Origin of the sequence: Enterococcus sp. UD-01 (assembly GCF_044909655.1) — a bacterium.
In the GTDB taxonomy this organism is placed as follows: domain Bacteria; phylum Bacillota; class Bacilli; order Lactobacillales; family Enterococcaceae; genus Enterococcus_L.
On record NZ_JBIYEU010000004.1, the window covers coordinates 203674 to 214509 of the forward strand.

The window sequence follows — 10836 nt, forward strand, 5'->3', positions numbered from 1 at the left end:
TTCTGTCTGTTTCTTAGTTTTCTAATGCTACTTTGGTTAGGTCTTCTTCTTTAGAATTTTTCGAATAAACAATCGATTGCTTGGACAGCTTGTTTGCTTTCGTTCGATATGTAAAATTAAAATCAATCATTGTCAGCTCTTTTACGGATTGCAGTTCCTCAATAAATTTCTCAACGTTTTTTTCTGCTGTTTGATAATCCTTAAACGCTAATGTTGTGGGAAAAACCGATAGTGTAATTGTTTGGCTTTTTTGTCCTACTGCAATCGCTATATTGGATTCTCCAAAAAAAGGCTGCCAATCTCTTATAAGCTGTAGTTCAAAATTGTCCAAGGCTTGCGCATCTCTGCTCTTTACAACCTTTTCCCAAGGAAAATCAGAAAGCTTTAAAGCATTCGCTTTATAGCTTTCTATTTTAAGAGCGGCAGTACTGTCTCTTTTTTCAGTTAATTCATTTATTCTTATTTCTAACTCCTTATTGTTTTTTCTCAATGTATCCTGTGCATACAACATTCCCAATAAAATCAAACAAAAAATAATGGCTGCAATCATCAAAAACAGCAAGGAACGATTGTTTTCCTGATATTTATAAAAATTGATTTTACGTTTCATTTTAGGACTATCAGAATCTAAGCTCTCTAATTGAAAGCGGATGTACAGCTGATAGCTCAAAAACAGAAACAGTAAAGCTAGTAATAGAAACATGAAAAGCATCATTAAATATAAACTCCTTTATTTATTAATAAAAAAACCAAGATTCGATTTTTTTCGAAAGTTATTCCGTTCCGCACCCAATTATTCACATTTTATTGTAACATTACGTAATAATATTGCCAACTTTTTTTTGAAAAATCAGACATAAATAAATAAAAACAACTCTTTATATAAAATATCTTTTTTAAAAGACAAAACAAATTTCTATTTTATTAAAAATATAGAAAAAAAGTTAATTCACCTTTGAGAAAACAAAAAAAAAGCGGGAATCCCCGCTTTATCCGTCTTTTCAACCGAAAATTTATTTTGTTTTATTTATCAAAAAATCAGCTATTTTCTCATTCATTTTTATCTTCTTAGTGATATGTACCAAGATTTTCTTCTACTTCTACTTCATGAATTCCTACACTCACTCCTAATGCTCGATCAACAGAATCCATGATTTCGACACTCAAATGGCAGACTTTCTCCTTTAAACGGACTTTATCGATTGTTCTAATTTGTTCCAATAAAATGACCGAATCTCTTTCAATCCCAGTTTCTTCGGAATTAATGCCAATATGTGTTGGTAGTTTTGGTTTCGCCATCTTTGCAGTAATCGCAGCTACGATGATGGTTGGACTAAAATGATTACCTAAATTATTTTGTATGACAAGTACTGGACGTACTCCCCCTTGTTCAGAGCCTACAACAGGGGATAAGTCAGCAAAATATATGTCACCCCTTTTGACCATTTGAAACCTCCTATTCTATCTGTATTCTCTTGGTATCCGTTCAGAAAAAGTACAAGCCACTTCATAATGAATAGTGTCCAGCTTATCTGCTACATCTTGCATAGTGATTTCTTTATCGCCATTTTTCCCGATTAAGGTTACTTTCGTGCCCGCTGTTTTTTGCTCTGGCAGCCGGATCATACATTGATCCATACAAATTCTTCCGACAATTTCACATTCTTTTCCATCCACCAGTACTGAAAAGCCTTGTAAATGTCGCAGCCAGCCATCCGCATACCCGATTGGTATGGTACCGATCCATTCATTTTTAGAAGTTGTATAGGTTTTTCCATAGCCGATTCCTTCATTGGCAGAAAGTTCTTTTACGTGAATTAATTCAGAAACGAGGCTTAGTGCCGGTTTCAAAGGATAGCTTGCTTCTAATTCGTGACCTGATGGGTTCAAGCCATACATCGCAATCCCAAAACGAATCATATTTCCGGCATTTTCCGGATGCCACAAAGCAGTCGCACTGTTGCTGACATGAACATAGCGCGGCAGCTCAGCCAATTCAGTCAACACGTTCTGAAAGCGTTGATTTTGTTTGTTAAAGTATGCCTGGTCTTTTTTATCCGCTGTCGAAAAATGTGTAAAAATTCCTTCCCAAATCATTTGTTCTGACAATTGTACCAATTCAACAGCTTTTTTTGTTTCATGAACAGTTTTAAAACCAATTCTGCCCATGCCTGTATCAACTTTTATATGTATTTTTAACGGTTGAACGTTTTCTAACTGTTCTAATTGATTCACTGCTTGCTCCAGCCACTCCTGACTAGTCACTGTTACAGATAAATCATATTTTACTAAAAGGTCTATGTAAGAAACATCTACAACACCTAGAATTAAGATTGGACCTTTAATCCCTGCTTCTCGCAATTCAATCGCTTCATCCAATAGGGCGACGCAAAAACCAGTAGCTCCGCCTTTAATGGCTGCTTTAGCCGTGGGTACAGCCCCATGACCATATCCGTTTGCCTTCACAACAGCGAAAAGCTCCGTTTCTTCGGGAAGTCGTTTTACTTCATTTAAAACATTTTCAGTGATTGCCTGTGTGTCAATTATCAGCTTGGTGGGACGATGCCAGCCTACAGTCATATGTATCCTTCTTTCTTTTAAAACAGCACGTCTGTCCTATAGTTACCCATAACGATCGAAAAAAAGTCATGTTTAACGAATCAGGACATGAATATGTCTCCTTACGCTTCTTCTCTACGGCTGGTTTTAATTAAGTATGAATTCCATCAATCCGTCGATAAAACAATTTGAGCAACAGCCATTGTATCGGTATGTGAGATAGATACAAACACATGACCATCATACGGTGATTTTGTTATCTTAGGAGCGCCGTTTGCTTCTTTCAGCACTTCTATGTCCTGAAGTCCTACACTACCGATCCCCGTGCCCCAAGCTTTTGAGAAAGCTTCTTTACAGGCAAAACGCCCTGCTAAAAACTCTACTTGCCGTTTATGAGGCAGCGCTTGAAAGATCGTATGTTCAGCTTTCGTTAATACTCTGGTAACAAAAGAGGGCTTGCTCGCAATAATTTTTTCGATTCTTGAAAGATCCACAATATCTATACCAATTCCTTTTATCATCCTTGTAAATCCTCTTTTTTTATTTTATAAATTACTCTTATTCTAACAAATTTTACCAAATTTTCCACTTAAATAATGCAAAAAATTAATAAAAGAAGGTGTAGCAAAGCTGAAAGCTTTATTACACCTTTTAAAAATAGAATAAATAAGTAGAAATATCAACTACTATTTCTATATTTTATTGATCTTTTTAATTAATATTTAGTAATTATTTTGAGTTATCTCTGATTACAAAGCTGCGTTTTTTATCGTTGTGACGTTTGGCAGAGCGGTTTTCTTTACTCTTGTTGTAGCCGCCACCTTTGTTGTTTTTATTGCCACGATAGCCACCGTTATTTTTATTGCGGTTGCGGTTGTTACTGCCGCCGCGGTTTTTGTTAAAGCCTTTTTTATTAGAAGGTAATGGGCGTTCCGGTGTAATTTTAACCGGTACGGCATCTGCCGGGTCTTTGGAAATTGTTTTTAGTAGTAATGCCGCTAAATCTTCCGCAGAATATTTTTCTAATAAGTTTTCAGCAGACGGTAAGTATTTTTCAAGACCGTTTTCTGCCAATTTTTCTTCAACCGTTTCAATTGCAGCTCCTAGCTGGCCTTTGAAAGCTTCTTTTTCACTTGGTGGACGTAGCGGTGTCATGCGTTTTTTCGTTAATTCTTCGATAACGTGCAAATAACCCATTTCGTTTGGCGTAACAAAGGTAACTGACATCCCGCCTTTTCCAGCGCGGCCGGTTCTACCAATACGGTGAACATAGCTTTCTGGATCTTGTGGGATATCGTAGTTATAAACGTGAGTGACACCGGAAATATCCAAACCGCGTGCCGCAACGTCTGTCGCTACTAAAATATCCAAGCTGCCGTTTTTAAATGAACGCAGTACGCTCATACGTTTTTGTTGAGATAAGTCACCGTGGATGCCTTCAGCTTTGTAGCCGCGTGCTTCTAAGCCACGTGCCAATTCATCTACGCGACGTTTGGTCCGACCGAAGACAATGGTTAAATCTGGTGTTTGCACATCTAATAGACGCGTCATAATATCAAATTTTTCAAAGTCTTTTGAACGAACGTAATATTGGTCGATCAAATCAGCTGTCATTTCTTTGGCTTTGATTTTTACATGTTCAGGTTCTTTCATAAACTTCACACCGATATTTTTAATTGCAGTCGGCATGGTTGCTGAGAACAATAGTGTTTGACGGACGTCTGGTACTTTCGAGATGATTTTTTCGATGTCTTCTAAAAAGCCCATGTTCAACATTTCGTCTGCTTCATCCAGCACTAATGTTTCTACAGTGTCTAATTTTAAAGTACGACGATTGATGTGATCCAATAAACGTCCAGGAGTTCCGACAACAATATGTGGATTTTCCTTTAAGCCACGAATTTGGCGACCAATATCAGCTCCACCGTAAACCGCTTGTACGCGAATCTTTTTGTCACGGCCTAAACGGAATAATTCTTCTTGTGTTTGAATCGCTAATTCACGCGTTGGTGCAATAACCAAGCCTTGTAATACGCGATTGGCTGTATCAATTTTTTGCAGCATCGGTAGCCCAAACGCAGCTGTTTTACCAGTACCGGTCTGTGCTTGTCCGATAACGTCTTTTCCTTGTAATGCCAAGGGAATCGTTTCCTCTTGAATCGGGGTTGCTTCCTCAAATCCTGAACGTTCAATTGCAGTTAATAATTCTGTTGCTAAGCCTAGTTCTCTAAATTTCAAATGATATCCTCCTAAATAATGTTTGTTGCAGAAGAATGAAATTTCTTCTTACCTTGTGGTACAGGTGATTTGACTTTCACTGAGGTCGAAAATGTTCAACGATTGTTAAAAACCTTCTACGTAGGTTTATTTTATTTTCTAGTCAGTGCTACCGAAAAATCCACCTTATAAAGCCTACAGGCACTAGAAAAGCCAAACGACGTCGTTCAGCTTTTTAATCTTTATATGATAGAAAAGTAACTTATACTTGGTACTCTCGATATATCTATTTCGATCTTCCGGCAATAGGTTATTCTAACATATTTTTCAATTTTCAGCAAGTTTTATGAAAGCTTGCTAAATTTCCATAAGCGCCTGAACTACTTCGTTTAAGCCCATGCCATTACTGGCTTTTAAAACCACCATATCTGCTGACTGAAGTGTTTCTTTTAAAGTGTTGATTAGGGCGCTCTTTTCATTTTTAGCAAAAAGCTGTACTTGGCTTTGCGGATAGCTTTTCTGCAGTTCTTCATATAAGGAAGCCATTTCACTACCGTAAAGATAGACCTCCGCAATTTCAGAAACATTTAAATGCTGGCTGACAGAACGATGCATCGTTGGTGAATCAGGACCTAACTCCAGCATATCCCCCAAAACAGCAACACGTTTGCCTTGCGTCGGCATTTGGCTGAAGCTGTCCAGCACTAAGTTCATCGCAGTCGGATTTGCATTGTAAACGTCACTTAAAAGTTCAATCCCGGATTTAGTTTTTAACCATTCAGTACGGTTTTTGGTCAATTGAAAATCCGCCAAACCTTGTTGAATTTGTTCTACAGAAAGTCCAAACCACTGACCAACGGCAAAGGCAATTAAGGCATTGCCAACATTGTATTTGCCGGGAACTGGAATTGACAGTAGCGTTCCGTCCGTATTTACAGTGAAGGTCGTCTTTTCCTTTTGCTCTTCTTGAATGTCAGCGGAATAATCTGCCGACTGGAAGCCAAAGGTTTTGAAGGTTTGCGTCAGATTCTGCACTAAAGGAGTAAGCAGCGGCTCTGCTGTGGGAATCAAAAGCAGTCCGTCTTTACGAAGTCCAGTCGCAATTTCCATTTTCGCTTTGGCAATTCCTGCTCTTGAACCAAGATTTTCAATATGCGCTTCGCCAATCATCGTAATTGCTGCAACTTCCGGTTCAGCCAAGGTACTAAGCAGCTCAATTTCGCCTGCATGATCCATGCCCATTTCCAGAATCAATTTTTCTGTTGCAGCAGGCATATGTAAAATAGTATATGGCAGTCCGATATCGTTATTGTAATTCCCCTGTGTTTTGTATGTCTTGAACTGCTGTGCCAGCACAGCTTCAGTCATGTCTTTAGTCGTCGTTTTCCCGTTGCTGCCTGTAATTGCGATAACCGACGGCTGGATTTTCTGTAAATAATATTTAGCTAAAGTCTGCAGCGCTTTTAATGTATCTGGAACCTGCAGCGTAGGAAAATCAGTCAGTTCCGTTTCTGAACTCCACAAAGCAGCTTTGGCGCCATTTTTTAGCGCGCTTTGGATAAATGAATGTCCGTCATTTTCTCCCTTTAAAGGCACGAACAGGTTGCCTTCCACAATTTTACGACTATCAAATTCTACTCCTGTCAGCTCAAAATCCGGCCATGCTCGCCAATCATTCTCTGCTTGAAGCGCTTGAGCCGCTTCCCAAAATGTTAACTTCATCGATTTCACTCCTTCGTGTCAAAATAAAAATAGCTCCATTCATAAGAAAAGGGCTGAAAGAAAAATCATGATTTTTCTCCCCTCCCTTTGTGTCAACAAGACTTACACACCGGCTTAACGTTCAAAAAAGCTTTGTCGCTGATTAAAACGATTTAACGCCAATTGAATCAATTCTTCAATTAAATCGCTATACTTCAAGCCCATATTTTCCCATAATAGGGGATACATGCTGAATTGAGTGAAGCCCGGCATCGTATTTAATTCATTTAAGAATAGTTCATTTTTACTGGTTAAAAAGAAATCACATCGGCTCAAGCCGCTGCCGTCTAAGATCGTGTAGGCTTTTTTAGCATATTCACGTGCTTTTTGATACACTTCCTCCGGTACTTCGGCAGGGATCTGCATCGTGATCTGGTTATCGATATATTTTGAATTATAGTCATAGAAATCGACATCCTTCACTATTTCACCCGGCAAGGTGGTCCGCACATCTTCATTTCCTAAAATAGCTACTTCGATCTCACGCGCTTCAATGCCTTGCTCGACAATCGCTCTGGAATCGTAGCGGTAAGCTTCTTCCAAGGCGTTTTGCAGCTCTGCGCGATTTTCCGCTTTACTAATGCCGACACTTGAACCCATATTTGCCGGTTTAACAAATACTGGGTAAATCAAAGAGCCTTCACATTGCTCAAAAACCTTTTTCGGATTTTCTTTCCAATTACTTTTTAATACAGGAACATAAGGCACTTGAGGAATCCCTGCTGTTTGAAGCAAATATTTTGTCATAATTTTGTCCATTGCATTGGCACTTGCTAAAACGCCTGCACCTACATAAGGCAGCCCAATGGTTTCTAAGAAGCCTTGGATCGTACCATCTTCTCCATTTGGCCCATGCAGCACAGGAAATACAATGGTGTCTTCTTCTTTAATTTCACACGGCATAATCACTTTTCCGGTAAATTCGCCCCATTTATCAATCGTTCCGTCTTCAGACCAATTTAATTTAAGCACATCTTTACTTTCGGGTTTTTCCGTTAAAAGCGGACCTTTTACCCATTCGCCATCTTTGCTGATATAGACTAGCTGTACTTGATAATAATTATAATAGATCGCATTTAAAACGGAATAAGCAGACAGTATAGAAACGTCGTGTTCTTCACTTCTCCCACCATATAGCAAAGTTATCTTCAAATGCTTTTCCCCCTAAATTTTCTTCTACTGACATGATTCAGTACGAAATAGTTCTTTCATATTTTAGCATAAAAGCGTTGGTCAGAATAGAAACAAGTGACAATCCAATAAAAAATTTATGACTCATTCACTTTTTCATTTCCATCCCTTTTAAACGTTCGTCATTATTCCTTAGAATTGAGCGGCTATTGACTTTTGTCGTTCTGAAGAAGTGTCGTTAATGCCGCTTTGAAGGCTTCCCGATCAGCTTGAGTAAAAGCTTTCGGTCCTTTCGTACGCCCGCCGCTTTTTCTGACCTTCGCCCCAAAATGTCGCTGTTCCAAAAGATTATCGATATTTTCGGCTGTATATTGATACCCAAGTTGATGCAAAACCGTCACTCCTTTTGGCAAAACCAGCGAAGCCAGTCCGTAATCTTGAGTGATAAGAATATCTTCTTTTTTTATTAGCTGGACGATTTTATAATCTGCTGCATCCGCTCCTTTATCCACATAGACAAAAGAAACATTGGCAGGATATTCTTTCAAGGAATAATGATCAATACTCGTGACAATCACAACAGCAATGCCAAAGTTTACCGCAATGTCCATCGCAGACTCCTTTACCGGCGAACCGTCACCATCAATAAAAATCTTCATTCGCATTTCCCCTGTTTGTTTAGAATTTAGTTGGCATACCATGATGGATGTCTTTTTAAAAAGCTGGTAACCTCTGCGGATACAGCTTCCTTGACAATCTTATGCAATTCAGGATTGCGGATTTTCTTTTTTACTGCCCCTGTATAGCGCGGCCGTTTAACCTTAATAGACAAAACAAAGTCAAAGCGTTCTGAAAAATTATCAACCGTTAAATACTTCAAACGATTGGTTTCTTCTAAATACTGATTGATCGCATCTACGGTACCTTGAACAAAGCCGTCCAAATGAGTACCGCCATCAGCCGGCAAATGTCCGTTGACAAAGCTGTCTTTAATACTTGTTGAACCATTTTTAGAAATCACTGCCTGAATTAATACACCTTCATTCACCGTATTAATCACTAACGGCTGACTGCCCCGAGTGATGCTGTCATCTTTTTGAAAAATATATTCAATTAAGCCCTGTTGGTAGCACAAGTGATTTTTTTGCTGCTTGCCGTCTGTTAAAGAAATAGTCAACCCACTATTCAGCATAGCCAATTCCTGACAACGATTAAATAAAATAAAATAAGATAACGGCTTCGCGCCAAATAATTGCTGATTAGGTGTAAATGCCAGTTCAATCCGCTGCCCTTCATCATCGGAAGGAATCAATGCTTTTTTATTTAATTGTCCATTTTGATAAATTTGAATCGTTCTCCTGCCCGCTTTTTCAACACCGAAGCCTAATTGCTCGGACAGTGCATTCACCACAGAAAGAAACAAATACGGTGATGTATATTGATCTTTTGGCTCTTTATCTAAATACAAGCCCTTTTCACTGAAAAAAGAAAAAATCAGCTGGTTGTCTGAAAGCTCTATAGAAAGCTCTGTTTGCTTTAAATCCACCGCTAAGCTGATTAAACTATCCAAAACCTGTAAGACCATACTCTCTAAACCAGTCGGACCGATCCCGCCAATATACATACCTGGTCGTTTGCGAATACTATCTTTTAAGCTATCATCATCTAGCGCTTTCCAAATATTTTCGACGGTCATCTTGACCTCCTCCTGCAATAGATTCTTGTTGTTCAATCCTACTTGAACAGCTGAATATCCATTAAACTGTTTTACTCTCTTCTTCATTATAAAGAAAAAAAGATCAGAACGAAAGTAGTATAAACGGATTTACACTATTTCATTCTAATCTTTTCTTTAACGAATCAAATCCACTGTCGGTTGTTCCATGACGTGCTTGACCTGTTTTCTGGTCGTCAGCGGAACGTCGCCTTGAATTGTATGTGCTAATACACCGTTCGCCGTGGCAAATTCAACTGTATCTATTAACGGCCAGGCTTCACTGATTCCTAATAGAATTCCCGCAGCAAACCCATCCCCTGCACCAATGCGGTCAAGGTTCACAATTTCTCTAGGTGCCGCTTGAACGTAGTTCTTTGTATCAAATAAGAAGCCGGCAAGATAATGCTTGGTTCCTTCGCCTTGTCGAAAAGTACCAGCAAAATGGGAAATGCTATAAGTTTGCATGAAACGCCGAACTAGCTCTTCAAATTGCGACTCTTCTTTTGTTTCATTAAGAGATAGACCCAAAAGCTCTGTTAAATCGCGTTGACTGCCAAACACTAAATCACAATACGGCAATATTTTTTCGTATTGCTCTCGCATAAACGCAACGCCGTTCGTTTCATTTAAGCTTGGGCGAAAATTAAAATCAAAGCAGACCTTTTTGCCTTTTTCATGTGCTAATTTCGCCAAAGTCAACGCCGCCTCACGTGTTTGCTCCGTTAGGCTTAAAGAAATGCCACAAATATGCACTAAATCCAGCTCATCCACCAAACGCTCAAAGTCGTAGCAGGAAGCATCACTCATACCAAAGGAGCTATTGCGCCGATTTTGATAAGTTACCTGCGTAGGTCGTGGTCCAAAGCCCATTTCAGCAAAATAAGAGCCAATATGGCCGCCGAATGTGCCTATCCATTGATCCTGAATACCCAGCTGCCGAATGTTGGCTTTGGCCGCTTCGCCTAAACGATTTTCCGGCAAATTGGTAATTAAGCTTGTCTGACAGCCGAAATGTGCAAGATTGCTTAAAATATTGACTCCAGTGCCTGTAAATGTGAAGCGTAATTCCTTCGTTTGCTCCAGTAGTAAATACTCTGGCGGTGTTAGACGCATCATTACCTCACCAAATGCTGCAATTTTCATGATCATCCCGCCTATTTCAACGTATTTTTCATCATTTCAAGCAATGCTTTCACTGCTTCTGGTTTGGTATCGCCAGTTTCTTTGTCGATGATTGAGCTGTAGACATGGGGAATAATTTTCTTCACGCCGGCATCTACTGCGATTTGCACGATTTCTTCAAAATTGTCTAAATCAATCCCGCCCGTTGGTTCCAAATAGAAATCATACTTGGCGCAGGCTTCGGCTACTGCCTTGTATTCTTCAATGTGAGCTAAGCCCTTCATTGGGAAATACTTGATGGAGCTGCCGCCCATGTCTTGTAATAATTT

General features: G+C 39.2%; 11 protein-coding genes. All 11 read right to left on the reverse strand.

Annotated features, from left to right (window positions below; genetic code table 11):
- Positions 1–13: 13 nt before the first annotated feature.
- Positions 14–715: a hypothetical protein gene (locus tag ABH902_RS05805; RefSeq protein ID WP_404589603.1), complete on the reverse strand. Its 702-nt coding sequence runs from the start codon at positions 713–715 to the stop codon at positions 14–16.
- A 353-nt stretch (positions 716–1068) separates the two neighbouring features.
- Positions 1069–1446 carry a type II toxin-antitoxin system PemK/MazF family toxin gene (locus ABH902_RS05810; protein ID WP_404589604.1) on the reverse strand — a complete coding sequence of 126 codons (378 nt, stop codon included), beginning with the start codon at positions 1444–1446 and terminating at the stop codon, positions 1069–1071.
- A 15-nt stretch (positions 1447–1461) separates the two neighbouring features.
- The gene (gene alr / locus ABH902_RS05815; RefSeq protein WP_404589605.1) at positions 1462–2580 is read right to left on the reverse strand and encodes an alanine racemase; all 1119 of its coding nucleotides are present in this window, start codon (positions 2578–2580) and stop codon (positions 1462–1464) included.
- Positions 2581–2726: 146 nt separating this feature from the next.
- Entirely contained in the window at positions 2727–3080 is a 354-nt protein-coding gene (acpS, locus tag ABH902_RS05820; RefSeq protein ID WP_404589606.1) for a holo-ACP synthase, read from the reverse strand.
- Between the two features lie 208 nt (positions 3081–3288).
- A complete protein-coding gene (gene cshA, locus ABH902_RS05825; protein ID WP_404589607.1) occupies positions 3289–4797 on the reverse strand; it encodes a degradosome RNA helicase CshA in 1509 nt (502 codons plus the stop codon).
- 336 nt (positions 4798–5133) lie between these two features.
- Positions 5134–6498, reverse strand: a complete 1365-nt coding sequence (murF, locus tag ABH902_RS05830) for a UDP-N-acetylmuramoyl-tripeptide--D-alanyl-D-alanine ligase (RefSeq protein ID WP_404589608.1) — start codon at positions 6496–6498, stop codon at positions 5134–5136.
- A gap of 114 nt (positions 6499–6612) precedes the next feature.
- Positions 6613–7689 carry a D-alanine--D-alanine ligase gene (locus ABH902_RS05835; protein WP_404589609.1) on the reverse strand — a complete coding sequence of 359 codons (1077 nt, stop codon included), beginning with the start codon at positions 7687–7689 and terminating at the stop codon, positions 6613–6615.
- A 185-nt stretch (positions 7690–7874) separates the two neighbouring features.
- The gene (locus ABH902_RS05840) at positions 7875–8327 is read right to left on the reverse strand and encodes a YaiI/YqxD family protein (protein WP_404589610.1); all 453 of its coding nucleotides are present in this window, start codon (positions 8325–8327) and stop codon (positions 7875–7877) included.
- 26 nt (positions 8328–8353) lie between these two features.
- Positions 8354–9364 carry a hypothetical protein gene (locus ABH902_RS05845; protein ID WP_404589611.1) on the reverse strand — a complete coding sequence of 337 codons (1011 nt, stop codon included), beginning with the start codon at positions 9362–9364 and terminating at the stop codon, positions 8354–8356.
- Between the two features lie 156 nt (positions 9365–9520).
- Positions 9521–10528 carry a sugar kinase gene (locus tag ABH902_RS05850; RefSeq protein WP_404589612.1) on the reverse strand — a complete coding sequence of 336 codons (1008 nt, stop codon included), beginning with the start codon at positions 10526–10528 and terminating at the stop codon, positions 9521–9523.
- 11 nt (positions 10529–10539) lie between these two features.
- Positions 10540–10836, reverse strand: a 297-nt coding sequence (locus ABH902_RS05855; RefSeq protein WP_404589613.1) for a KDGP aldolase, incomplete at its 5' end; no start/stop codon positions are given.